Annotated in this window: 18 protein-coding genes; 6 read left to right on the forward strand and 12 right to left on the reverse strand. The window is 40.8% G+C overall.

What is annotated here, in order from left to right; all coding sequences use genetic code 11:
- Positions 1 to 51: 51 nt before the first annotated feature.
- Both pssA and MTCD1_RS06400 read right to left on the reverse strand, forming a co-directional pair.
- Entirely contained in the window at positions 52 to 1,380 is a 1,329-nt protein-coding gene (gene pssA / locus MTCD1_RS06395; protein ID WP_057179780.1) for a CDP-diacylglycerol--serine O-phosphatidyltransferase, read from the reverse strand.
- Between the two features lie 116 nt (positions 1,381 to 1,496).
- The gene (locus MTCD1_RS06400) at positions 1,497 to 3,539 is read right to left on the reverse strand and encodes an oxidoreductase (protein WP_057179779.1); all 2,043 of its coding nucleotides are present in this window, start codon (positions 3,537 to 3,539) and stop codon (positions 1,497 to 1,499) included.
- A gap of 388 nt (positions 3,540 to 3,927) precedes the next feature.
- On the opposite strand from MTCD1_RS06400, the gene MTCD1_RS06405 reads away from it, so the two are divergent.
- Positions 3,928 to 4,413, forward strand: a complete 486-nt coding sequence (locus tag MTCD1_RS06405) for a GreA/GreB family elongation factor (RefSeq protein WP_057179778.1) — start codon at positions 3,928 to 3,930, stop codon at positions 4,411 to 4,413.
- Between the two features lie 63 nt (positions 4,414 to 4,476).
- On the opposite strand, the gene MTCD1_RS06410 is transcribed toward MTCD1_RS06405, so the two are convergent.
- Both MTCD1_RS06410 and MTCD1_RS06415 read right to left on the reverse strand, forming a co-directional pair.
- The gene (locus tag MTCD1_RS06410) at positions 4,477 to 4,692 is read right to left on the reverse strand and encodes a dodecin (protein WP_057179777.1); all 216 of its coding nucleotides are present in this window, start codon (positions 4,690 to 4,692) and stop codon (positions 4,477 to 4,479) included.
- A gap of 158 nt (positions 4,693 to 4,850) precedes the next feature.
- Positions 4,851 to 6,215, reverse strand: a complete 1,365-nt coding sequence (locus tag MTCD1_RS06415) for an MFS transporter (RefSeq protein ID WP_057179853.1) — start codon at positions 6,213 to 6,215, stop codon at positions 4,851 to 4,853.
- 185 nt (positions 6,216 to 6,400) lie between these two features.
- Here MTCD1_RS06415 and uvrA point away from each other — a divergent pair, with 185 nt between their 5' ends.
- Both uvrA and MTCD1_RS06425 read left to right on the forward strand, forming a co-directional pair.
- On the forward strand, positions 6,401 to 9,232 hold the full coding sequence (uvrA, locus tag MTCD1_RS06420; RefSeq protein ID WP_057179776.1) for an excinuclease ABC subunit UvrA: 2,832 nt from the start codon (positions 6,401 to 6,403) through the stop codon (positions 9,230 to 9,232).
- Positions 9,233 to 9,299: 67 nt separating this feature from the next.
- Complete coding sequence (locus MTCD1_RS06425) at positions 9,300 to 9,842, forward strand: GNAT family N-acetyltransferase (protein ID WP_057179775.1); 543 nt, start codon at positions 9,300 to 9,302, stop codon at positions 9,840 to 9,842.
- Positions 9,843 to 9,902: 60 nt separating this feature from the next.
- On the opposite strand, the gene MTCD1_RS06430 is transcribed toward MTCD1_RS06425, so the two are convergent.
- The gene (locus tag MTCD1_RS06430; protein WP_057179774.1) at positions 9,903 to 11,558 is read right to left on the reverse strand and encodes a methyl-accepting chemotaxis protein; all 1,656 of its coding nucleotides are present in this window, start codon (positions 11,556 to 11,558) and stop codon (positions 9,903 to 9,905) included.
- A gap of 490 nt (positions 11,559 to 12,048) precedes the next feature.
- Positions 12,049 to 13,017 carry a 23S rRNA pseudouridine(2604) synthase RluF gene (rluF, locus tag MTCD1_RS06435; protein WP_197410246.1) on the reverse strand — a complete coding sequence of 323 codons (969 nt, stop codon included), beginning with the start codon at positions 13,015 to 13,017 and terminating at the stop codon, positions 12,049 to 12,051.
- An 89-nt stretch (positions 13,018 to 13,106) separates the two neighbouring features.
- Here rluF and MTCD1_RS06440 point away from each other — a divergent pair, with 89 nt between their 5' ends.
- The gene (locus MTCD1_RS06440; protein ID WP_057179773.1) at positions 13,107 to 13,817 is read left to right on the forward strand and encodes a glycerophosphodiester phosphodiesterase; all 711 of its coding nucleotides are present in this window, start codon (positions 13,107 to 13,109) and stop codon (positions 13,815 to 13,817) included.
- A 234-nt stretch (positions 13,818 to 14,051) separates the two neighbouring features.
- Here MTCD1_RS06440 and hutI read toward each other — a convergent pair whose 3' ends face one another.
- Positions 14,052 to 15,311: an imidazolonepropionase gene (gene hutI, locus MTCD1_RS06445; RefSeq protein WP_057179772.1), complete on the reverse strand. Its 1,260-nt coding sequence runs from the start codon at positions 15,309 to 15,311 to the stop codon at positions 14,052 to 14,054.
- A gap of 158 nt (positions 15,312 to 15,469) precedes the next feature.
- Between hutI and hutC the strand changes: the two genes are divergently transcribed.
- Entirely contained in the window at positions 15,470 to 16,243 is a 774-nt protein-coding gene (hutC, locus tag MTCD1_RS06450; protein ID WP_082606410.1) for a histidine utilization transcriptional repressor HutC, read from the forward strand.
- 382 nt (positions 16,244 to 16,625) lie between these two features.
- Here the strand turns inward: hutC and hutU are convergent, their stop codons facing one another.
- Both hutU and hutH read right to left on the reverse strand, forming a co-directional pair.
- On the reverse strand, positions 16,626 to 18,656 hold the full coding sequence (gene hutU, locus MTCD1_RS06455; protein WP_057179771.1) for a urocanate hydratase: 2,031 nt from the start codon (positions 18,654 to 18,656) through the stop codon (positions 16,626 to 16,628).
- 16 nt (positions 18,657 to 18,672) lie between these two features.
- The gene (gene hutH / locus MTCD1_RS06460) at positions 18,673 to 20,190 is read right to left on the reverse strand and encodes a histidine ammonia-lyase (RefSeq protein WP_057179770.1); all 1,518 of its coding nucleotides are present in this window, start codon (positions 20,188 to 20,190) and stop codon (positions 18,673 to 18,675) included.
- A 401-nt stretch (positions 20,191 to 20,591) separates the two neighbouring features.
- Between hutH and MTCD1_RS06465 the strand changes: the two genes are divergently transcribed.
- Positions 20,592 to 21,491, forward strand: coding sequence for a LysR family transcriptional regulator (locus MTCD1_RS06465; RefSeq protein ID WP_057179769.1), 900 nt, complete (start codon positions 20,592 to 20,594; stop codon positions 21,489 to 21,491).
- On the opposite strand, the gene dusC is transcribed toward MTCD1_RS06465, so the two are convergent.
- From dusC to MTCD1_RS06480, 3 genes are all read right to left on the reverse strand, one after another.
- Positions 21,488 to 22,420 carry a tRNA dihydrouridine(16) synthase DusC gene (dusC, locus tag MTCD1_RS06470; RefSeq protein ID WP_057179768.1) on the reverse strand — a complete coding sequence of 311 codons (933 nt, stop codon included), beginning with the start codon at positions 22,418 to 22,420 and terminating at the stop codon, positions 21,488 to 21,490. The two genes, MTCD1_RS06465 and dusC, sit on opposite strands and share 4 nt — an antisense overlap.
- Positions 22,420 to 22,698, reverse strand: coding sequence for a hypothetical protein (locus MTCD1_RS06475; RefSeq protein ID WP_057179767.1), 279 nt, complete (start codon positions 22,696 to 22,698; stop codon positions 22,420 to 22,422). Before MTCD1_RS06475 ends, dusC begins: the two co-directional genes overlap by 1 nt.
- Positions 22,699 to 22,853: 155 nt before the next feature.
- Positions 22,854 to 23,789: an SDR family oxidoreductase gene (locus tag MTCD1_RS06480; protein WP_231732958.1), complete on the reverse strand. Its 936-nt coding sequence runs from the start codon at positions 23,787 to 23,789 to the stop codon at positions 22,854 to 22,856.
- Between the last annotated feature and the right edge of the window lie 18 nt (positions 23,790 to 23,807).

Below are 23,807 nucleotides of genomic sequence, written 5' to 3' on the forward strand. Positions count from 1 at the left end.
TTTCCGGCAAGCATTTTTACGGCGTTTGTTTCACAGTAACTAAGAGGTGCTCTACAAAAATCGCTTCAAAATCCTATCAATTTGGGCAATGCGTATTTTTTTCAACAGTTTTTGTGGTTTATCCGGGTAATCATCAACGGATTCAATATCAGCATGATGCACTATTTTAGTAGTATTTGCTAAAATACCGAGTAATTCATCATTAGTAGTTGCTAAAAGCTGCTGACCGGCATCATCAATAAGTAAGCCATTTTCTAAATCCAGTGCCCATGCACGCGGATTTAAATTACTGCCGGTAATTAAATGGTAGCGATCATCAACACGTAAACCTTTAAGGTGGAAACTATTATCTTTATCTTTCCACAAATGAATATTCAATAAACCTTTATCAATAAAATTTTGGTAGCGCTTAACAAAACGTTTTAATAACATTTCATAAACATAAGGAATAATACCGATAGTGCTAAAGTCGTCCGCATTACTGATAAAAAAATCATTGGCGGTTTTATCCCCTACTACCACAGTGATTTTAACACCACGTTTTAATGCTTTGATAACATCTCGGGCAAGTGCATGCGGTAGATTAAAATAAGGTGTGTAAAGTACTATGTTATCGTGAGCGTTTTGTACTAGATGACGGGTAGCTTGGTTAAGCTGATTTTTACGGCGACCAAAGCCCACTAACGGCGTAATAAACGTTTTATCACTGACAAGTTTTGACTGACTATTATTTTGCTGCTGAGCAACAATGTAATGAGACTTTCTTAACAGCACCTTTAATTTTGCAAGATTTTTCTTTTGCTCGGGGGCATCAGGTAAGTATGCTTGATTAAGTAGTGGCGCCAAGCTTGAATCAATAAAGGTAGCGCTCAAGTAATGACAAAAACTATCGGCTAATGCAACACTATTAATAGTACAGTAGCGGTCTAAACGATATCGCTCGCCCTGGTGCAAATAAATATCATTAATACTTGCGCCGGTATAAAAAAGCTGATCATCGAAGACCATGCCTTTAAGGTGTAAAACGCCAAAGATTTCTTTGCGCTTTACCGCCACACCATAGATGTTGATCGTTTGTGGGTAGTCATGCGCTAACTGTAAATACAGGGCACGATTACCTAAGCTCGCTTTTTCACCAATTAAGCCACGTTGACCGCGGTTAAAGTCGACAAAGATATTAATCTCTAGCTCGGGAAAGTTTGCTTTCGCTTGGTATAACGCATGGAGGATTTCCCGACCTGCGTCATCATCTTGTAAATACAAAGCAGTAATAAAAATACGCTGACGCGCAGCTGTAATTAATAATAACAACTGCTGCTTATATTCTTTAGGGCTGGTAAAAAACTTAATATCACCGCCATCGACAATTATTTCTTGCACTGTGCTCTATCTAAAAAAGAATTAATTCGCGACAGTATATCAATAATAAACCGAAGAAATATAGACTTTTTCTTCGGTTAACCACTAGGACATCGGTAGATAAGTGTGGAATGTTGTTAAATTTTCACCGCTAATTCGGCCGCTTGGCGTATCGCACGTTTTGCATCAAGCTCAACAGCGACATTAGCACCGCCAATCAGGTGCACAGTTATGCCACCATCAACAAGTGCTTGTTGCAAGTCTCGATTCGACTCCTGCCCGGCACAGATAATTATATGATCAACTGCCAATAACTGTTCCTTACCATCAACTTCAATCACTAAGCCCTCATCGGTAATGGCTTTATAACTTGCGCCAGCAACCATAGTAACACCCTGTTTAACTAAATGGGCTCTATGTACCCAGCCTGAGGTTTTACCTAAGCCTTTACCCACTTTAGTCGTTTTACGCTGTAACAGGGTAATTTTCCTTTCTGGGGTATGTTTAGGTACATCCTTCTTGTCTAATAAGGCTCCGCCTTGTTGATAACTTTTATCAACCCCCCAATTTTTAAGCCAGGCATCCGGTTCATTGGTCAATGATTTTTCCGACAAGTAAGTGGCCACATCAAAGCCGATACCACCGGCGCCGATAATGGCGACATTATTACCAACGTCAATTTTATCACGTAGTACTTGTAAATAGGTAAGCACTTTCTTGCTGGCAAAACCAGCTGTCAAACCTTCGATGTCGAGCTTTCGTGGCTTAATACCCGTTGCCAGTATCACTTCATCAAAACCTGCAGCTAGCAGATTTTCCGCACTTTGCTCACTATTAAGGTGTACTTTAACGCCGTGTAAACTCAGTTGTTTGTTAAAATAGCGTAGGGTCTCAAAGAACTCTTCTTTACCGGGAATTTGCTTAGCAACATTGAACTGGCCACCAATTTCACTCATTTTATCAAATAGTTCAACTTGATGACCTCGTTGAGCCGCATAAACACTAAAAGCTAAACCTGCTGGCCCGGCACCTATCACGGCTAATTTTTTCACTTGCGGCGCTTTTTCAATAACAAGCTCCGTTTCATAACACGCCATAGGATTTACCAGACAAGAAGCACGTTTTTGGGCAAAAACATGATCTAAACACGCTTGGTTACAACCAATACAGGTATTAATTTCATCGGCTTTATTCGCTGCCGCTTTATTAACAAAATCGGCATCGGCAAGGAAAGGCCTCGCCATTGAGACCATATCTGCCTGCCCTGTCGCTAACACTCGCTCGGCAACATCAGGCGTATTAATTCGGTTCGTGGTAATAAGCGGAATAGAAACTTCCTGCTTCATTTTTTCAGTAATCCAAGTAAATGCTGCTCTAGGTACTGAGGTTACTATGGTAGGTACACGCGATTCATGCCAACCGATACCGGTATTAATCAGTGTCGCGCCAGCTTTTTCAACGGCTTTTGCCATAGTGACAACTTCTGCCCAACTATTACCGCCTTCAACTAAATCCAACATAGATAAACGAAAGATAATAATAAAGTTTTCACCCACTTTGGCGCGCACCGCTTTAATGGTTTCAATGCCCAAGCGCATTCTGTTTTCAATACTGCCGCCCCAATCATCATCACGTTTATTGGTTCTAAGACAAGAAAACTGGTTAATTAAATAACCTTCAGAGCCCATAATTTCAACGCCATCGTAGCCCGCTTTAGCGGCCAACTTGGCGGCATAAGCAAAATCTTTAATGGTAGATTTAATTTGCCTAACCGACATCGCTTTAGGAGTAAAAGGTGAAATGGGTGATTTAATTTTGCTCGGCGCAACACCAAAAGGATGATAAGCGTATCGTCCGGTATGTAATAATTGCAAACAAATTTTAGTGGGGTATTTATGAACTGCTTCAGTAACTTGCAGGTGTTTTTTTACTTGCCAAAAGTGGCATAACTCACTGCCAAAAGGCGCTATTCGGCCGCGTAAGTTAGGGCTAACGCCACCGGTAACGATCAAACCGACGCCACCTTTTGCCCTAGCTTGATAAAAGGCTGCTAATTTAGCAAAACCGCCACGTTCTTCTTCTAGGCCGGTGTGCATGGAGCCCATCAGAACACGGTTAGCTAATTGGGTAAAGCCAAGGTCTAGTGGCGCTAATAAATGTGGGTAGGCAGTTGTTGTCATAATTATGCTCTGCTATTGGTCGTACCAGTTGATGTATAGTCATTAATTTACTGACATTTAGACAAAAACACAAGTTATGATAACATCACGGAGATAACATTCACTTATAATACGCAAGCTGAGCTCTGGGTAAGCACACCGACATTATTCGATTCTGTGCGTTAAAGCGTCGATAAATAACCCGCTATTGATAATCGTTTGGTCTTGCTAATCGAATAAATTGAGCCATTGATTGGCTAGTTAATGATTTTAGTTGCTTGTTAATTTTTCCATAAAATATAACCTGTTTATTTTACTTAAATATCAAACAGCCATTAGCCATAGTTCAGCTTAAGTAGTAACACAGCTACTGAGTAAAACATTTAAAATAGCGATAGAATAAAATTTTATGCCCAATAAAAAACAATTAATTGACCTAGTGCTTACTGCATTAACACAAGACCTTCAACAAGCCATTGGTGCCGCCAATGTAGCACATGCCGCTGCGGTTAATGATCAAAGTGTCGCGGAAACACAATATGATACCCTAGCGATAGAGGCTAGCTACTTAGCTGAGGGGCAATCTAAGCGAGTAATTGACTTACAACAGGATATCGATGCCTATAAAGCACTAGATACCAAGGCATTCAACCACAATAGCTATATCGCCTTAGGCGCTTTAGTACAATTATCTGCAGATACGGCAATGAACCACTGGTTCTTTATCGGTCCTGCCGCAGGTGGCTTCCGCTGTAAACTAGCTCAACAAAATATTACCGTCATAACAGCACAATCCCCTATGGGCATGGCACTATTGGGCAAGCAACAAGATGATGATATAGAAGTTACGCTCGGCGCTAATAAGAAAAAAGATTATATTACTGCGCTCAAATAGGCTCAATAAATCCCTCCTTCAGCGGAGAAAAGCAAAGTTAAATAAAACTGGCTTGGCTTACTGTTAACTAGACACTATTTTAAAACCGATTTTTAATGTGACTTGATAATGGCCGACCGCGCCATTGACAATATGACCTCGGGTTTCTGTGACCTCAAACCAATCCATATTGCTAACTGTTTTATGGCACTCAGCCAAGGCATTTTCTATAGCATCTTCGATACTGGTTGTAGATGAGCCAACCATTTCAATTTTTTTGTAAGTGTGATGATCAGACATGATAGTCACTCGCTAAATTAAGGGACAAGGTAAACCTTAGTTTAGCGTGCTTTTACTAGTTTGCTCGGTGAGATTAGACTATAGCCGTTACCAATCAAAATGAAGGATTTCAATGGCCGTTAAAATGCCTTTAGGCAAGGAAAAACTCTCTCGCTGACCTAGCTTTGTAGCAAGGCTTTAATCGCGATTAAATCAACCTTTTTATCATCAACTTTTAAATAAGCAACCGCTTCAGTATGAACGAGTGTTGCTTCGATAACGCCAGGCATATTAATTAATAGTTCAGCCATTTTTTTGGCTTCTTCTTCACCAGTAATATTGGTGGCAAAGCTAAAACTTTTTGATTTTTTTAATGGCTGCATGCCAAAACTTAATAACAACCAAATCACAGTGACCACAGCCATCACTAAGAAAATAGTTTGCTCACCATACTGACTGGCAATAAAACCACCGACAATACCACCAACAAACGCGCCTAAAAACTGGCTACTTGAATAAACCCCCATAACACTTCCTTTAACACCAGCAGGCGCTATACGGGATAAAATAGACGGCATAGTTGCTTCTAAATAGTTAAAGGCGGTAAAAAACAACACCACTGACAGTATTAGACTCCAGAAGCCACTGGGCAATAACCAAAGTAAAAATAGCGCAAAAGCTAACAACGCAATAGCAGCGCTAAACATAGGTTTTTCTTTTTGTTTCTTAATGGCAAAAATCATAAAAGGCACCATTAAAAAGAAAGAGCCTAGTAAGGCCGGCAAGTATATTTGCCAATGGTTTTCCAGCGCCAAGCCACTGGCAACAAACTGCTTCGGCAAGGTAACAAAACAAGCGGTTAAGGCCATATGTAAAATGAAAACGCCCCAATTTAATCGAGATAACTGTGGATGACGTATTAAACGGCTTATTTGTGCTGGCAAGGCGACATGATCACCACGCGGAGCTTTATTCACCGAGTTAGGTACCATAAATTGGATCATAGCCATGGCTAAAATGGTCAACAGACCGGTAAACCAAAATAAACCACTTAACCCGACAACATCAGCTACTATTGGTCCTAAAATCATGGCAAGGGTGAAGGATAAACCGATAAACATGCCAATGGTTGCCATCACTTTAGGTCGCTGCTCTTCACGACTTAAATCGGCCGCTAAGGCGAGTACTGCGCTAGCAATAGCGCCCATACCTTGAATTGCTCGCCCGAGCACGACACCATATATAGTCTCGGACATTGCCGCGACAATACTACCAATAAGAAAAACCACTAAACCGGCAAGAATAACGGGTTTCCGGCCAAACTTATCGGAAAGAATCCCCATAGGTATCTGCAATAACGCTTGTGTTAAGCCATAAGCGCCAATTGCTAACCCTAACCACATAGGACTATATCCCGTAAGCTGCTCACCATAAATGGCAAAAACGGGCAATATCATGAATAAGCCTAACATGCGCACACCAAAGACACTGGCTAAGGTGATGGCGGCTATTTTCTCAATACGGTTTAAACCTGAAACACTCATAACGTTGCTAAAACCTAAAATAAATAAAGACGTCGGAAAAATTGCCATTAGTTTACCATGCAAAGAAGCACAACATAATCCCAACAATGAAAACAAGCCGTTATCCTTTGGCACTAGTTTTTATAGTGCTGTATTTATGGCATACTTGTCGGCTCTATTTTATCGCTAATTGAGTTAAAAAACGCATGAAAAGTATTGAAGTCAGAGGGGCGCGCACACACAACCTCAAAGACATTAGTTTAACAATACCTCGAGATAAACTCGTGGTTATTACCGGTCTTTCTGGCTCAGGAAAATCTTCTCTTGCCTTTGATACGCTTTACGCTGAAGGACAACGCCGTTATGTCGAGTCGCTTTCAGCTTATGCTCGTCAATTTTTATCGTTAATGGAAAAGCCTGATGTTGATCATATTGAAGGTTTATCGCCGGCTATTTCTATTGAACAAAAATCAACCTCTCATAATCCACGTTCAACCGTAGGAACCACCACTGAGATTTACGATTACTTGCGTTTACTTTATGCCCGAGTTGGTGAGCCGCGTTGTCCCGAGCATGGTCAAGCACTCGCAGCACAAACGGTTTCACAAATGGTTGATAAGGTTTTAGCCCTTGAAAAAGGCACAAAAGTGATGCTACTTGCTCCTATTGTCCAAGACCGTAAAGGCGAACATGTAAAGCTGCTTGATAACTTAGCCGCACAGGGTTTTATTCGTGTCCGCATTGATGGTGAAATTTGTGACTTATCCGATCCTCCGCCATTAGAATTACAGAAAAAACACACCATAGAAGTTGTCGTTGATCGTTTAAAAGTGCGTGATGAGATTCAGTTACGCCTTTCTGAGTCTTTTGAAACAACCTTAGCGCTAACCTCAGGTACCGCCAAAGTCGCTTTTATGGATGAGCCAGACCGAGAAGAGTTACTGTTCTCGGCTAATTTTGCCTGTTCACATTGTGGTTACAGCATGGAAGAATTAGAGCCGCGCTTATTCTCCTTTAATAATCCCGCCGGCGCTTGTCAAACCTGTGACGGTTTAGGTATTGAGCAATTTTTCGATAGTAGTCGCGTTATCGCCAACGAAAAATTAAGCCTTGCTGACGGTGCGGTCCGTGGCTGGGACAAACGTAATTTTTATTACTTTCAAATGCTACAAGCGTTGGCCGAACATTATAACTTTAAAGTGGATAAACCTTTTAACCGCTTATCCGCGGAAGCGCAAAAAGTTGTACTTTATGGTAGTGGTAAACAAGAAATTGAATTTAAATATATGAACGACCGTGGTGATGTGGTGATGCGTAAACATCCCTTTGAAGGCATCATCAATAATATGCAGCGCCGCTATAAAGAAACCGAGTCCAACTCGGTGCGTGAAGAGCTAGGCAAATATCTTAATTCACATCCTTGTCCTGACTGTAATGGTAGTCGCTTACGGTTAGAGGCCCGTAATGTCTTTATTGATGATACGCCGTTACCGGTTATCGCTGAATTATCCATCAGTGATGCCCTCACTTTTTTCCAAGGTTTGACCCTCACCGGTCAAAAAGGCCAAGTAGCCGAGAAGATATTAAAAGAAATAAACCAACGTTTAGGCTTTCTGGTTAATGTTGGCCTTAATTACCTAAATTTATCACGCGGAGCTAACACCCTATCGGGGGGTGAAGCACAACGCATACGCCTTGCAAGCCAAATTGGCGCAGGCTTAGTTGGCGTTATGTATGTACTAGATGAGCCCTCTATTGGCTTACATCAACGAGATAATGAACGCTTGCTTAGCACCTTAATACACCTGCGTGATTTAGGTAATACCGTTATTGTGGTTGAGCATGATGAAGAGGCCATTCGCGCGGCTGATCACATCATTGATATAGGCCCTGGGGCTGGCGTACATGGCGGTGAAATTATCGCCCAAGGCACAGTAGAGGATATTTTAGCCTGTAAAGAGTCACTCACGGGTAGATACCTTTCTGGCGTAGAAAGAATTGAAATACCAAAAAAGCGTCATGCCTTTAATAAAAAAGCCGTGATAGAGCTAAAAGGTGCCAGCGGCAACAACTTAAAGCATGTTAATTTAGTGATTCCAACCGGTTTGATGACCTGTATTACCGGGGTTTCAGGCTCAGGAAAATCAACACTCATCAACGACACCTTGTACAAACTCGCTCATATTGAGCTAAATGGTGCCACCATTGATGAACCTGCCCCCTATAAAAGCATTCACGGTTTAGAGCATTTAGATAAAGTTATCGACATTGATCAAAGCCCGATTGGTAGAACGCCACGTTCAAACCCGGCCACTTATACCGGCATATTTACCGCGGTACGTGACATCTTTGCCGCCACACAAGAATCACGTTCACGGGGTTATAAGTCAGGACGTTTTAGCTTTAATGTTAAAGGCGGTCGCTGTGAAGCTTGCCAAGGTGATGGCATGATCAAGGTTGAAATGCACTTTTTACCTGATGTTTACGTGCCCTGTGATGTCTGTAAGTGTAAGCGCTATAACCGTGAGACCTTAGAAGTATTGTACAAGGGTAAAAATATCCATCAAGTATTGGATATGACCATTGAAGATGCCTTTGAATTTTACCAGGCCATCCCGTCGATAAAGCGCAAGTTGCAAACCTTAATGGATGTTGGTTTAAGTTATATAAAATTGGGCCAATCGGCAGTGACCCTCTCTGGTGGTGAAGCCCAGCGCATTAAACTATCAAAAGAGTTATCTAAACGAGATACTGGCAAAACCTTATATATTTTAGATGAGCCGACCACGGGTTTACATTTTCACGATATAAAACAATTACTGCATGTTATTCATCGATTACGTGACCATGGTAATACCGTAGTGGTGATTGAGCATAACTTAGATGTGATAAAAACTGCCGACTGGATCATTGATTTAGGCCCAGAAGGTGGTGCCGGTGGTGGTGAAATATTAGTGGCTGGCACACCCGAGCAGGTAGCTGATCATAAAACCTCACATACGGCGAGATTTTTAAAACCCTTACTGCAAAAATCCTAATACCAACCAAGCATAACGGACGTTCTCCGTTATGCTTGCTTTCTTATCAGTTCTCAACAGGTTTATTATGCATATCAACAATAGTGAACGCCTTAAATTTAGGCTAATGGACGCTCAAGATGCCCAAGCCTTGTGGCAGATAGATCAAGACCCACAAGTGATGAAATATCTTAACGGTGGTAAACCCACTAGCATGGCGCAGGTTAACAATGTTTTTATCCCACGGATGGAGCAATACCGTGATGACAAGTTAGGCTGGGGAATTTGGCAAGTATCCGATAAATTAACCGATGAGTATTTAGGCTGGGTATTAATCCGCCCTATGGCATTTTTTACTGACGCAGCCAATGATAAAGACTTGGAATTAGGCTGGCGTTTTTTCCAAAGCACTTGGGGCAAGGGTTACGCCACAGAAGCCGCAATAGCCGTTAAAAACGCCGTGGTCGCGAATACGGATATTAGCCATGTCTCGGCGCTGGCCGTTGCCGATAATGCCGGCTCAATTAGCGTGATGAAAAAAATGGGCATGAGCTTTGTCAGAGCTTATTTACACCAAGATGCTATTGGCGACTTTGATGCGGTGCATTATCAGATGTCGGTGAACAGCTAAGCTAATCCTTGCTAATAATAGCGTATGTTAAGGTACTCATACGCTAATTAAACAAAGTCTTTATACTTTGAATTCCGACACTAATAAATGCAAATTATTCGCCAGCTCTGCCAAGTCCTTACTTGAGTGGTGAGTATTTTCAGCTTCAACAGAAGTACTATCTGATATAGTTGAAATGTTAGTAATATTACGATTAATCTCCTCGTTCACACTCGTCTGCTCTTCTGCAGCAGTAGCAATTTGCGCCGCCATATCATTTATTGAGGCAACAGATTCTGTAATCTTCTGCAGTGCATCACCCGCTGAACTAGCTTGCTCAACAGACTTCTCCGCTTGTTGATTACTCTTTTTCATCAGTGTTACTGCATGTTCTGAGCCTTGTTGTAAGCGCTCAATCATTTGTTGAATCTCTTGCGTAGAAGTTTCTGTGCGAGATGCTAATGATCTAACTTCATCAGCAACTACAGCAAAACCACGCCCCTGTTCTCCTGCCCTTGCAGCTTCAATAGCAGCATTTAATGCGAGTAAGTTAGTTTGCTTAGCAATACCTTTAATTACATCTAAAACCCGACCTATCTCTTGGCTATCATTAGATACTTTATCAATTGATTCTGAGGCCGTTTGAATGCCTGATGCTAAAGCAGAGATACCCTTAACTGTATTTGAAACTATCTCATATCCGTGCCGCGCCTGTTGGTTAGCATCTTCTGCACCTGTAGCCGTATTAGCGGCATTTTGTGCAACTTCTTGTGCTGTCATTACCATTTCATTCATAGCTGTAGCAACCATATCCGTTTCCAGACGTTGACTTCGTATATGTGAGCTGGTGGTTTCACTAGATTTGGCCAATTGATTTGAGGCATGATTCAAGCGATTAACAATACTAACCACCTCAGTTAGGGTATGATGAAATTTTTGTAATAATGAATCAAAAGCCCTACTTACTGCGCCAAGCTCATCACCCGACTCAACTTTAGTACGAATAGTTAAGTTAGAGCTAGACTCAATTTCTTCAAAGGCACGTTTAAGCTTCTCAAGTGGGGTAATAATACTTTTCATGATAAAAAAACCAAGTAGCACTGATACTAAAATAGCAGTAATTGAAATGATTATTGTTGCGGACAAAGATGATTCGACGTCCTCTGCTGAAGACTGATAAATAAAGACTTTATTGTTAGCAACCAAGGTCCTTAATAAGGAAAAGTCCTTTCTAGAACTGTTCGCTAGCGGACTGAACTCCTTTTTATACTTTTTCCACGCTGCTTGCTGATCTGATGTGCTACTTGTTTCCGACAGCGTATTCATTAAACGTAAGCTTTCGTTTAAGAATTTCATTGTCGACTGCTTCGACTTTGATGTTAAAGAAGCCAACTGAGATTTAACTTGTTCATCACTAACAGTTTTTATGGTATGAACTAATTTATCAAAGTGCCCAGAAATATCATTGATTCTCTGCTCAAGCTTATTGTGGTTTTTTTGATAATTATCTCCTAGCATAATGCTACGCGTTAAACGCGAGACATAATTCAGATCCCGATTTACTTCTAGAATGGTTGTTTCTAATACAACGGCACTTTGACTGAATTGGATAAAAGCACTCTTAATTGATAAAAGTTGCATAATAGAAAAGCTAGCTACTGAAATAAGTGCTAATAGCAAAACCCCAGTTAACAAACTTATCTTCATCTTTACTGAAATATTACTTAAAAAAGCCATTAATTTTTCTCCAAACTGGTAAGGGATATTTTTCATTTAAAGCAATAAATGTCACCAAATGATTAATAAATAATTGTAGACAACTATTTATTTTTTATCGGTAAAAACATTGATTTACAAGCCTATGTAGTTTACTCAAGAACTTTTTGTATACGTCATCTTCGAAGTCTCTGATTGAAGATCCGTTGCTCTTTATACACTGGATCCCCGATTTAAACACCACGGGGATGACGATCCTGAGCCAAGTGCACAGGCATGTTTATTTATTATTGATAGGTTACCAAAGACGCGCTCAGGTAAAATTTTACGAAAAACCCTTAGGCAAATGATTGATGGTGAAAAAATTGAAATTCCATCAACTATTGAAGATAGCCAAGTAATAACCGAGTTATCAGCAACGTTATTGAATATTAAGGGCGATTAGCTAAGCGATCAATTGATAGCAATGGCAGCATTAAATATATTGAGGTAAATTCCATGGAAAAACAGGCTAATCCGGCTTCTTGGTAGCTAATTTAAGTTTATCTCGCTGAGCAGATTTACTATCCGTGGTCGGCCAAATATCACTAGGGCTCAATTTTTTAGCTGTATCTTGCTTAGTTGCTGTGGTTTTTTTAGGGGTATACAGATACGGAGTCGACTTACTTATATTAAGGTCTTCATCTATTTTTTTGGTAAGTTGATCCATATCTAATGGGGCTTTAGGCTGAGCGGTATCAATCGCGGTTTTACTAGAGTGCTGCACCGCAGCATTAATTTCTGCCATTTCCTCCTTCGTTAAATCTCGCCACTGCCCTGGACTTAAATTGCCCAGTTCAACGTTCATAATACGTGAACGTTTAAGTTTTAGCACTTCATAATCAAGGTATTCACACATGCGGCGAATTTGACGATTTAACCCCTGAGTTAATACAATAGTGAAAACAAAACGACTTTCCACCCGCACAATACAAGGTTTAGTAATGGTGCCTAGAATAGGTACACCACGAGACATACGCAAAATAAAGCGTTCGCTGATGGGTTTATCCACTGTCACTATATATTCTTTATCGTGGGCATTTTCTGCCCTTAATATCTTATTAACAATATCACCATCACTGGTGAGAAAGATCAAACCTTCAGAGGGTTTATCTAAACGACCAATAGGAAATATGCGTTTTTTATGACCAATAGCATCGATAATATTGCCTCTGACATGCTTCTCCGTAGTACAGGTAATACCAGTAGGCTTGTTATAAGCTATATAAATACGATCCGATTTATCATCACTAATTGGCTCGATATTATAGCCATCTACTTTAACGACATCACCCTCTAACACCTTGGTACCAAGCTCTGGCACTTTATCATTAATGGTGACACGGTTATCTTCTATCATTTTATCGGCACTACGGCGCGAACAGAAACCAGAATCACTAATGTATTTGTTTAAACGTTTTGGGAAGATTGATGTGGTCAATGTAATCGCTACTTATGTTTTGGTGCATTTTTAATTATCACTATTATACTCAAAAGTATCACCAATGTATTAATCATCTGCAAAACACTATGCTAATTTTTGCACATCGCGGCGCCAGTGCCCTTGAACCAGAAAACACCCTACCAGCATTGAACGCCGCATGTACGGCTGATACCGTTGCAGTTGAATTTGATATCCATCAGGTAGATGGCAAGTTAATGGTTATACATGATCGCTATCTTGAGCGCACCACCTCAGGAAGTGGTTTATTAATAGCGCATAACTTTGTCCAATTACGCCAACTTGATGCGGGTAACGGAGCGGTAATTCCCACCCTAGACGAAGCTTTAGCGGTAGTTGCTCAGCAATGCATTATTAATATTGAGCTCAAAGGTATTGCCATAGAAGATCTGTCACTATTATTCCAATACTTAGATGATGCTAGGGCTGTGCTTAAATTAGACTTTAATAAAATACTACTATCCTCATTTAACCATCACTTATTACAAGCAATCTATCGCCAAAGGCCTGAGTTTAATCTTGGTGCCTTAACCGCTGCCCTGCCACTAGGACATGCCAAATTTGCGGAGCAATTAGCGGCTTATTCCGTCCATATTGTGGTCGACTATGTTAGTGCTGAGTTTGTTAGTGATGCTCACCAACGAGGGCTACAGGTTTATGTTTATATTGTTGATAAATTACCTGACATTAAAAAGATGAAAGCATTAGGGGTAGATGGCATTTTTGCCAACAACCCCGCTCAAGCTAGGCAATATTTACAGCAAATAAATTTTAAATAACGCGCCACTCCGCTTATTACATAGTGCTTGCTACAAAGCGGTTAGTGGCTTAACGTCAAAGAAATTAGCGCAACTAAATAACTCTTTTTCCTGCTTGGTACAGAGCCGTTAGTGGATTAACACCAAATTGATAACATAGCTCGGCCGATTGCTGTTAGATATTACTCCATATTGCAACTTCAATATCGTAGATTAACATTGAGGTCCGGTTCAAAGCCGCCCTCCTAAACGCAACTAAATAACTCTTTTTCCTGCTTGGTATAACGCGGCTAATGGGTTGACACCAAATTGATAACATAGCTCGGCCGGTTGCGCGATATTCCATAAGGCAATATCCGCATCATAACCAATGGCTAACTGACCTTTACTTTCGGCTAAACCTAAAGCCTTGGCACCATAACAAGTAATACCGGCTAAGGCCTCGCTCGGCGTTAATCTAAACAAGGTACAGGCCATGTTAAGCATCAAGTGAATATTATGAATGGGAGAAGTACCAGGGTTGGCATCGGTGGCAATTGCCATAGGTACTTGATGTTTACGAAGTAAGTCGATTGGCGGTAATTGTGTCTCACGCAGGAAGTAAAAAGCACCGGGTAATAATACTGCGGTCATGCCTGCTTGCTTCATCGCTATAATGCCGGCTTCATCTAAGAACTCAATATGATCAGAAGACAAGGCATCATAGTTTGCCGCAAGCTCAGAAGCACCGAGGTTAGATAATTGCTCGGCATGAACTTTAATCGGTAAGTTATGCGCTTGGGCGGCATCAAAAACACGCTTGGTTTGCTCAAGAGTAAAGCCTATGCCTTCACAAAATACATCAACAGCGTCGGCTAAGTTTTCCTTAACAATTTGCGGCAACATTTCATTGCAAACAACATCAAGGTAGCCATCAGCATTATCTTTATACTCGGTCGGCAAAGCATGGGCGCCAAGAAAAGTACGCTTGATGGTCACTGGCAGTTCAGCCGCTAACAGGCCAGCGACTTTTAACATTTTAATTTCGTTAACCGTATCTAAACCGTAGCCTGATTTAATTTCAACCGTAGTGACACCTTGTTGATGCAAAGCGGTTAAACGCGGCAAAGCGCTGGCCAGTAATTCTTGCTCACTAGCCTTACGCGTAGCTGCCACAGTGGAGACTATGCCACCGCCAGCGTTGGCTATTTCTTGATAGCTTTTGCCTTGCAAGCGCATTTCAAATTCGTTGGCACGGTTACCACCATAAACCAGGTGTGTATGACAATCGATTAAGCCTGGCGTTAACCATTGCCCCTTACCATCAATAATATCAACTGAGCCCTGACTCGAGCTGTTGCTATCTTTAGCTAATAAAGCGTTAGGCAAGTCACTTTCTTTGCCTAACCAAGCAATTTTACCATCACTGATGGCTAATGCTGCTTGCGTAATTTCACCGTAGCTTTTACTGCCATCTGTCATGGTGGCTAGATTTACATTGATATAAAGGGTTTGCCAGTGTTTAAAATTTATCATACCGCGACCTAATAAAAAATTATGAAAGTGAACATGTCCACTATGATAGAAAAATTTTACCTTTAAAATAACCAATACGCAACTTGTATATACAACTCTTGCGTTTTTGTTAAAGATGTGAGATGGTGTAAAGAAGTTCAACACACTTAAATACAATCATGACTGCCAATTCTACTGCCCCTTTTACTGTTCATTCTAGTAACAGCACTGACAATAACTCAAGCAAAAAAGATAAGCCTGCTAAGTATACTATTATTAAACAATATATCCGTGAAAATATTGAGTCAGGTGAATGGCCACAGCATGCCAAGGTACCTTCTGAAAATGAATTAACTCAACAATTCAATGTTAGTCGTATGACCGCAAGACGTGCTTTACAAGATTTAACTGAGCAAGGCATCTTAGTACGTTCACAAGGCGCCGGCACCTTTGTCGCAACATTTAAGTCGCAATCATCGTTACTCGAAATTCGTAATATTAGTGATGAAATTAGTGAACGTGGCCACCAACATAAAGCCAAACAATTATTACTCAAATCAATAGCCGTTACCGAAGAATTAGCCATTTTATTAAATTTGAAAAATAACGAACATGTGTTTTATTCGGAGATTTTACATCTTGAAAATGATGAGGCTATTCAATTAGAGCAGCGTTATGTTAATGCCAGTTTAGTGCCTGAATATTTATTACAAAACTTCACCATGATTACCCCACATGAGTACCTGTCATCCGTGGCGCCATTAACAGAAGCAACTCATGAAGTAGAAGCGATATTAGCAAGCACAGAAATTTGTCAGCTATTAGAGATCGCAACAAATATCCCCTGCTTACAAGTAAAACGTCGTACCTGGTCAAAACAAGGCGTAGTGAGTTTCGCTATTTTAACATCGCCAGGCGATAAGTACCGTTTAGGTAGCCATCTTAAATTTTAAAGCGCTGCTAAAAATAGGGTTCTGTTGTAGTTTTAGTATTGCAGAGTAAACAAGCGAGACGCGTCAACCCATCCATGGAGTTCTACACAAGCATCAGGACAATATGCTCCATGCATTGTCTTATAAGGTACTTCCTGTACCGTCTTGCTTATGAAGCTCGCTTTTATCACATCACCAACACTCACCGTAAAATCAATAGGTTACGACGTTAACAACAGCTAACTACAACACAGCCAAAAATAGACACTTTAACCTAGCCTAGATGAGTAGCTGATATTACTCGGTATAAAAAATAGTATAAGAAATGGTAAAAGAGCACTGTATATGGGGGGGGAATTGTGAGCTATCCCTATCATACGGAATAACTCTGATATTTAGCCTTTTACAGTGATAAGTTATTTATAATATCGTCATCAACTCGGTTAGCTAAGGTAACTTTAAGCTTAGGCGTTCTGGCCATTTCGCGTTTTATAGCAAAATTGGCTTCTTCATTTCGTGCCCAACTACGACGGGCAATACCATTGTTAACATCAAATAACAGCATAGATTTAAGTTTGCGTTCGGCATCATCAGTTCCATCAAGTAACATACCAAAACCACCGTTGGTTACTTCACCCCAGCCTACCCCGCCACCATTATGGATAGAAACCCAAGTGGCTCCACGGAAGCTATCACCAATAACATTATGAATAGCCATATCGGCAGTAAAACGACTACCATCATAAATATTAGAGGTTTCGCGGTATGGTGAATCTGTGCCACTGACATCATGGTGATCACGACCTAGTACTATAGGGCCAATTTCACCACGATTAATGGCATCATTAAAGGCTTTAGCAATTTCCATTCTGCCTTGTGCATCAGCATAAAGAATGCGAGCTTGTGAGCCAACCACTAAGTTGTTTTGTTTCGCCTCTTTAATCCAAGTAATGTTGTCTTGCATTTGTTGCTTAATTTCTTCCGGCGATTCTTGCATAATTTTTTCAAGCACGCTTGCGGCAATAGCATCAGTTTTATCTAGATCTTCAGATTTACCAGAAGCACAGACCCAACGAAATGGTCCAAAACCATAGTCAAAACACATTGGCCCTAAGATGTCTTGCACGTATGATGGGTATTTAAAGTCAATGCCATTTTCAGCCATAACATCGCCACCGGCGCGTGAGGCTTCGAGTAAGAAAGCGTTGCCATAATCGAAGAAGTAGGTGCCTTTAGCGGTATGTTTATTTATCGCATCTACATGGCGTTTAAGTGTTTGCTGTACTTTAACTTTGAACACTTCAGGCTCTTCTCGAATTAATCGATTCGATTCTTCATAGCTAATGTCTACTGGATAATAACCGCCTGACCAAGGGTTATGTAATGACGTTTGGTCTGAGCCTAGTTGAATGAAAACGTCTTTTTCATAGAAACCTTCCCATACATCAACGATATTACCTATGTAGGCAATCGAGACGACTTCTTCATTTTTTTGTGCTTCTTTGACGCGTGTAACAAGTTCATCCATGTTATCAATGAGCTCGTCAACCCAACCTTGTTGATGACGTTTAGTGGCGGCATTTGCATTCACTTCTGCACAAACAGTAATACAATTAGCAATATTACCCGCTTTAGGTTGCGCACCACTCATACCACCTAAGCCTGATGTTAGGAATACTTTACCCTTAGCGCTTTCGCCTTTTTTTAATACTTTACGAAAGGCATTCATCAGCGTAATCGTGGTTCCGTGTACAATGCCTTGTGGGCCAATATACATGAAAGAACCGGCCGTCATTTGCCCGTATTGCGTGACACCTAAAGCATTGAACTTTTCCCAGTCATCTGGTTTTGAGTAATTAGGAATCATCATGCCATTGGTTACCACAACACGAGGCGCGTCTGGCGATGACGGGAATAACCCCATGGGGTGACCAGAATAAATATGTAACGTTTGGTCATTTTCCATTTCACTTAAATACTTCATTACCAACAAGTATTGCGCCCAGTTTTGAAAAACCGCACCATTGCCGCCATAAGTAATTAGCTCTTGTGGATGCTGAGCAACGGCAGGATCTAGGTTGTTATCAACCATTAACATGATTGCCGCGGCCTGAGTACATTGTGCTGGATAGTCGCTAAGTGGACGTGCTTTTAAAGCATAATTTGGCTTGAATCGGTACATATAGATACGACCAAGATCTTTTAGTTCTTGAGCGAACTCACCCGCCAATTCTTGATGCCATTCTTTAGGGAAGTAACGCAGTGCATTTCTAACCGCCAATTGTTTTTCATCCGCACAGAGGATGTCTTTACGCTTAGGAGCACGATTGGCATCCGCTGGGTAAACCCTTACTGGTGGTAATTGGCTGGGGATGCCTTGCTTAATAGTCTCTTTTAACAGCGTTAGCTCTTGAACATTCATCGTTGTTGTCATAGCAATGACCCCTTTATTAATGGTTAAAGCTTACGGTAAACGCTTGTGTCTTAACCATGGTAATCATGGCATCGATGTCAGGCTTCAATAGTCTATCTTCTTCCAGCTTAGCAACTTTTGCTCTGATCACTTTCAAGTTAAGTTCGATAATGTCTGAGCACTTATTAGGGCGTCTAAATTCGATAGCTTGTGCCGCATACATTAACTCGATAGCCAATATTTTTTCTAAATTACCTAAGATTTGATTTAATTGTCGACCCGAAATACTACCCATAGAGACATGATCTTCCTGACCCATAGAGGTAGGTACACTATCAGCAGAAGGTGGGAAACAAAGAGATTTATTTTCTGTGACCAGAGAAGCAGTGGTATATTGCGGGATCATCATGCCTGAGTTTAAACCACCGGCAGAGGTCAATAATCTCGGTAAACCGTGTATACCTTCTAATAATAGATAACAACGGCGATCGGAAATATTACCCAATTCTGATGCAGCAATCGAAGTATAATCAAGCACCATAGCCAGTGGTTGACCATGGAAATTACCGCCAGAAATCGCTTCTTCGCTACTGATAATAATGGGATTATCAGTGACAGAGTTCATTTCAATTTCAACTAACTCTTCTAAGTGATAATAGGCATTACGTGATGCGCCATGCACTTGTGGAATACATCGTAATGAATAAGGGTCTTGTACACGGTCACATTCTGCATGATCAGCCATGTTTTCAGAATCTTTAAAGAGTCTTCTCATGCGTGCGGCAACGACAAGGTTACCTTTAAAGGCACGTAATTGATGTAGCTCGTCTCTAAAGGGCGATTGACTGCCTTGCATGCCTTCGATACTCATGGCACCCGTCATATCTGCTAGGTCAAGCAAGTAACGCATTTTAGTTAACGCGGTGATGCCATGAGATAATATAAATTGGGTGCCGTTAATTAATGCCAAGCCTTCCTTTGCCTGCAGCTCCATAATATCTAAACCATGTTGGCGCAGTAGCGGTGCTGCCGCGACAATTTTGTCGTCTTGCCCCTCTTTACTTTGCCAAAACTCACCTTCATCAAGTAATGGTAAGAATAAATGAGCAAGTGGTGCTAAATCACCCGATGCACCTACTGAGCCTTGCTCTGGTACCACGGGGATCAAATCAAGTTTGATAAATGCTAACATGCGTTCTATCACTGTCAGGCGAATACCTGAAAAACCTTGACTTAACGCATGTACCTTAGTGATCAACATCAGCTTGGAAATAGATTTTTCGATTGGCTCACCGACACCGACGGCATGAGTGATGAGTAGATTCTTTTGTAATAAATTAGTATCTTCAGGTGAAATTTGGGTATCGCATAACGGGCCAAAACCGGTATTGATACCGTATACTGCTTTATCTGAAGCGGCCATTTTCTCTACTCTTTGGCGGCTTATATTGATTTTATCTACAGCTTCTTGGCACAGCTCGGCTTTAATACTGCCATCAGCAATACCATTGACAATATCAAGGTTCAGGCGATCAACACCGTATTTAAAGGTCATCTTAATGCTCCTAATTGTTATACCAATCGGACTAATTTATTAATCACTTAGCGAGAATTAAAAGGTTTAGAGGCAAGGCATTGATTGAAGAGAATGGTTATCCCCTTGTCAAAATCAATAACGCCGCATATAGACCTTTTAAGCTCGCCCTTCGGGAGTTCATTAGCAAACTGATAACATCACAAAATGAATGAAATATAGACGAACTATGTTTAACTCATTTTACTTGTTTTAAGCTCGCTAATGTAACTCTAAGCTGACCAATTAATTAATCCGTTTGGTATTAAGTTGTTTTATGTAGCTTAATAGCTATTAATAACTATATTTTAACTTGCTCTAAATGTTTTATAAATACATAATAATCGTAATTCATTCCGGTTTTATCGAACTAAGGATAAAAAATGCAAGTTCATGATGTTGATTTACGTTTACTGAGAATATTCGTCGCTATTGTTGAATGTGGCGGTTTGTCCGCGGCAGAATCACGGTTAAATATAGGCCGTTCTACCATTAGTTCCCATTTATCCGACTTAGAAGTTCGTTTAGGCATTAAATTATGTAAACGCGGCCGGAGTGGTTTTGAGATAACAGAATCTGGGCGCGTAACTTATCAAGCATCACTAGAGTTGTTACAACAATGCGAAGCTTTTGCCAGTACTGTCGCCAGCTCTAAAAATGAACTTTCAGGCCGGGTAACGATTGCCACTATAGGTACTTTAGTGAGTGATCCTCGTTGTGGTGTCGCCCGTGTTATTGCGGCATTAAAGGCAAAAGGCGGTAATATTCAATTTGATATTAATGTCTGTGAAGCACGTGAAGTAGAAACATCCGTGGCTAATGGTCGTTCGTTAGTTGGCCTAGGGGTTAGTCGTCACCATCTACGCGGCTTAGATTATTACCCCTTACACAATGAAACTAACTATTTATATTGCGGGCAAGGTCACCCGTTGTTCGACTGTAAGCCGGCAGAAGTAAATAAACGCCTTGAAGTAGCTGAAGTGATCACCAGTAACTATATGCGTGATAAAGAAGTAAGAAACGATGGCTTAAATTATCAAAACAGTGCAACTGCCTACCATGACGAAGGCATAGCTCATCTAATATTATCGGGTGCGTTTATCGGTTATTTACCCGAACACTATGCCAACTATTGGCTTGATAAGGGCTTATTTAAGTCAATTTTACCGGAAAAATACTCTTACCAAATTCCAATAATGTTGATTTCTACAAAAAACAACATAGTTTCACCGCTGGCAAATGCGCTGATAGAAGAAATTAAGCGCTGTCATTCTTTTGGCTAAAACGCAGCTCTGATCTCTTCTGCCGTTTTTAACCTTCTTATTTCGACAAATAAGGCATCCGCTTCTTGATAATGATTTTTTAAATATTTCAGCCACTGCTTGATACGATTACAATAATACTTACTCTTGTCGCCGTGAGTTTCAAATTCTGTATAGGCAGATAATATAGCCAGTACTTCGGACCACGGCATAATATTGCTTTCTTGTTTAATGACCTGCCCTAAATTAGGAATAGTTAACGCACCACGGCCAACCATAATATCAGTACAGCCAGAAATTTCTCGACACTCAATGGCATCTGCTAAATTCCAAATCTCACCATTGGCGATAACGGGAATATTAATTGCCTTTTTAATTTTAGCAATCCAGTGCCAATGTGCCGGTGGTTTGTAACCTTCTACTTTAGTACGGGCATGCACGGTCAGTTCATCGGCACCAGCAGCCTCAACCGCTTGACCATTTTCTATGGCAAGGGTCTTATCTTCATAACCCAAACGAATTTTAGCACTAACAATGGTGTCGCTAGGTACCGCGTCTTTAACGGCTTTTATTATTTGATAAAGATTTTCGGGATCTTTCAATAAAATAGAGCCGCCACGACTTTTATTCACCGTTTTAGAGGGGCAGCCAAAGTTTAAATCAATGCCACTGGAACCAAGTTCAATCACTTTAGCGGCATTTTCAGCCATATACTCAGGGTATTGTCCCAATAACTGTACTCGAACAGGTGTGCCTGCTTTAGTGCGGCTGCCGTAAACATCAGCATCAATTAACTCTGGGCAGTAACGATGAAAAACACGATCGGGAAGCACTTGGTCAACCACACGAATAAACTCAGTGACACAAAGATCATAACTACCTACTTGGGTAAGTAAGTCACGCATTCTGTAATCCAGTACACCTTCCATAGGTGCTAGTACGACACGCATTAGTTTGGGGAGCTATTGCTAGATTGCATTTGCTTGGCGCTGTTACTTGCCCGAAAGCGAGTCATTAGTTTAATCAGCAAAAAATAAAAAACTAAGGTTAACGAGGCGACGGTTAAATGAATAAGCATGGTAAAGGCTTGGAAATTTTCTTGCCAAAAAAATATCGGCCCAGCATAGGTAACGTAAAAAAGATCCAAAATAGTGACATGACCCAAAACCACAATAAACAGCAGTTTAGCTTGATGGCGAGTAATAAAGTTTATTGGCAGTAAATTCAAAAGTAGGCTCTTTAATAAATAACGGCGCTAGTATAACAAAAGTACCGGCTAACCGTATCATAGCAATGGGACTAATTAGTTAAGTGGCTATTTAAATCACTTAAAAGAAAATCTTTCGCTTGGCTATAACAATCATGCCACTAAGGAAAGCTAAACTATTCACCGTCTGTAAGCCAGCTAAGTAAATCGGCATAAACAAAACGATAGTTCAATGCTGCTTGTGTTTTTGTAGCTGAAACGACCTTGGGCTTATCACCTGATAATATCGCTTCTTCTTCAAAGACCGGAGCGGGTAATTGTAGAGCTGTTGCTGCGGCCTGATAATATTGCTGTTTAGTTACCTGTGTTGGGCTAACACCATTAAAAATACCGCCATCAAGCTCACTTGCTAGTAATGCTTGAATTAAACCAACGGCATCTTGTTGATGAATCAAGTTAACAATGGCTTGTGGACTTTTCAACAGTCGACCATTGAGCAAAAACTTACCTGGGTGGCGGTTTGGTCCAACTAAGCCTGATAAACGTAGTACATAGCCACGACTCTTACCGGCTTGCGGCTTTGAATCATTAAAGCCGTGCTCATTACTATATGTCTGATTAAAATTAAGTACCGCTTGCTCAGCTTGGTTTAATAGCGCGACTTTATCAGCGGATAAATCTAAGGTGATACTTTCATCAACTTTTCCTGATAAACCGTTATATATTGCGCTGCTGCTCAGTAAAATAATTTTTTCAACGCTACCACTTTCCTCAGCTGCTGTAACTAACTGCTGTACTTTTTCAGCATAATCAACACGACCTTGTCTGAATTGTGGCGTAATGGCGATAACTAAACAGTGCTGGCGAAAAATAGCATGGCTATTTAACTGCGCTTGCTCTGCCGGTAATGATAATACTTGCGCTTCAATACCTTGGCTATTTAACTGTTCGGCATTATCCGTGTTGCTACGCGTAGCAAGTACCTTTACAGCTTTTTTTATCAGTTGCTGTGCTAACGCGCTGCCCAACCAACCACAACCCACTATGCCGACAGAATTGCCGACAGAAATTTCTGCTGAAGAAGTTACTTTATTGCTCACTGCTTTATTCATCGTTACTATTCTCGTTAC

The sequence above is a fragment of the Colwellia marinimaniae genome (genome assembly GCF_002207865.1).
Classification (GTDB): Bacteria; Pseudomonadota; Gammaproteobacteria; order Enterobacterales; family Alteromonadaceae; genus Colwellia; species Colwellia marinimaniae.

Coding starts and splice junctions, on each gene's coding strand:
- hutI (WP_057179772.1), bottom strand. CDS start 15,311: ATGATAAATTTTAAACACTGGCAAACCCTTTATATCAATGTAAATCTA.
- MTCD1_RS06425 (WP_057179775.1), top strand. CDS start 9,300: ATGCATATCAACAATAGTGAACGCCTTAAATTTAGGCTAATGGACGCT.
- MTCD1_RS06430 (WP_057179774.1), bottom strand. CDS start 11,558: ATGGCTTTTTTAAGTAATATTTCAGTAAAGATGAAGATAAGTTTGTTA.
- MTCD1_RS06415 (WP_057179853.1), bottom strand. CDS start 6,215: ATGAGTGTTTCAGGTTTAAACCGTATTGAGAAAATAGCCGCCATCACC.
- MTCD1_RS06480 (WP_231732958.1), bottom strand. CDS start 23,789: ATGAATAAAGCAGTGAGCAATAAAGTAACTTCTTCAGCAGAAATTTCT.
- MTCD1_RS06410 (WP_057179777.1), bottom strand. CDS start 4,692: ATGTCTGATCATCACACTTACAAAAAAATTGAAATGGTTGGCTCATCT.
- MTCD1_RS06405 (WP_057179778.1), top strand. CDS start 3,928: ATGCCCAATAAAAAACAATTAATTGACCTAGTGCTTACTGCATTAACA.
- dusC (WP_057179768.1), bottom strand. CDS start 22,420: ATGCGTGTCGTACTAGCACCTATGGAAGGTGTACTGGATTACAGAATG.
- MTCD1_RS06400 (WP_057179779.1), bottom strand. CDS start 3,539: ATGACAACAACTGCCTACCCACATTTATTAGCGCCACTAGACCTTGGC.
- uvrA (WP_057179776.1), top strand. CDS start 6,401: ATGAAAAGTATTGAAGTCAGAGGGGCGCGCACACACAACCTCAAAGAC.
- hutU (WP_057179771.1), bottom strand. CDS start 18,656: ATGACAACAACGATGAATGTTCAAGAGCTAACGCTGTTAAAAGAGACT.
- hutH (WP_057179770.1), bottom strand. CDS start 20,190: ATGACCTTTAAATACGGTGTTGATCGCCTGAACCTTGATATTGTCAAT.
- hutC (WP_082606410.1), top strand. CDS start 15,470: ATGACTGCCAATTCTACTGCCCCTTTTACTGTTCATTCTAGTAACAGC.
- MTCD1_RS06465 (WP_057179769.1), top strand. CDS start 20,592: ATGCAAGTTCATGATGTTGATTTACGTTTACTGAGAATATTCGTCGCT.
- MTCD1_RS06440 (WP_057179773.1), top strand. CDS start 13,107: ATGCTAATTTTTGCACATCGCGGCGCCAGTGCCCTTGAACCAGAAAAC.